Source organism: Microbacterium sp. P2_F9 (assembly GCF_056403635.1).
In genome coordinates, this window is record NZ_JBFUFC010000424.1 from 1 (window position 1) to 585 (window position 585).

The following is a 585-nucleotide window of genomic DNA, read 5'->3' on the forward strand; positions in this document are numbered from 1 at the left end:
CGTCATCATCGCCGAGGACGTCGAGGGCGAGGCGCTTGCGACTCTCGTGCTCAACAAGATCCGCGACATCTTCAAGTCGGCCTCCGTCAAGGCTCCCGGCTTCGGCGATCGCCGCAAGGCGCAGCTGCAGGACATCGCGATCCTCACGGGTGGCCAGGTCATCAGCAGGGAGGTCGGCTTCAAGCTCGAGAACGCGACCCTGGACCTGCTCGGCCGTGCGCGCAAGGTCATCATCACGAAGGACGAGACCACGATCATCGAGGGTGCCGGCGACCCCGCGCTKCTCGAGGGTCGTGTGACCCAGATCCGTCGCGAGATCGAGAACACCGACAGCGACTACGACCGTGAGAAGCTCCAGGAGCGCCTCGCCAAGCTCGCTGGTGGCGTTGCCGTCATCAAGGCGGGTGCCGCGACCGAGGTCGAGCTCAAGGAGCGCAAGCACCGCATCGAGGACGCCGTTCGCAACGCGAAGGCGGCCGTCGAGGAGGGCATCGTCCCCGGTGGTGGCGTCGCGCTCATCCAGGCCGGCAAGAAGGCCCTCGCGGGCCTCGAGCTGACCGGTGACGAGGCGACCGGTGCCAACAT

1 protein-coding gene is annotated in these 585 nt (G+C 67.0%); it reads left to right on the plus strand.

Annotated features, from left to right (window positions below):
- A partial coding sequence (locus AC1DVT_RS20535; protein WP_477391279.1) for a TCP-1/cpn60 chaperonin family protein occupies nt 1–585 on the plus strand: 585 nt, incomplete at both ends.